This is a genomic window from Methylobacterium tarhaniae, assembly GCF_001043955.1.
Lineage (GTDB): Bacteria > Pseudomonadota > Alphaproteobacteria > Rhizobiales > Beijerinckiaceae > Methylobacterium > Methylobacterium tarhaniae.
Window position 1 is genome coordinate 1 of the sequence record NZ_LABZ01000369.1, and the last position, 532, is coordinate 532.

At 66.5% G+C, this 532-nt stretch carries 1 protein-coding gene; it reads right to left on the reverse strand.

Translation table 11 applies throughout. The features are described from left to right. Positions 1 to 532 (reverse strand): SRPBCC family protein (locus VQ03_RS30020; RefSeq protein ID WP_048454597.1); only part of this gene is annotated, 532 nt, incomplete at both ends.

Sequence of the window (532 nt, forward strand, 5' to 3'; positions counted from 1 at the left end):
GAGCGCTCGGCATCGAGCGGCAGCACCGAGAAGGTGACGATGTGGTCGCCGAGGAAGTGGTGCCAGGAATTCGGCTGCGTCCAGACCGAGAGGCCGCCGAGCTTGGCATTCGTGAAGTCGCCGAGGAGCTTCCGGCAGGCGGCCTTGGTGTCGAGGGTGTGCGACTCGCCCTCGCCGTCGAGAGGCAGGCGCTCGGTGCGGAAACCCGTCACCATCGTGTCGAGCTCGTCGATCTCCCGCGACGGCAGGCCCTCGGATTCCCACTCGGTGTGGCGGGTCTTGAGCAGGCAGCCGTAGCGTTCGGCATTGGCGCGGTCGTGCTCGTCCATCTCCTCCGGCGCGAAGCCGAAGCCGTAGGCGAAGAGCGGCACGGTCAGCTCGGGATGGTTCGCCCCGCAGTGATAGCACTCGCGGTTGTTCTCCATCGTGAGCTTCCAGTTGCCGGGCTCGATGATGTCCTTCTGGAAGGCGACCTTGGTGTTCCGCACGTTGTGCGGCGCGATGTAGGGCCCGAGCCGCACCGCCATCTCGT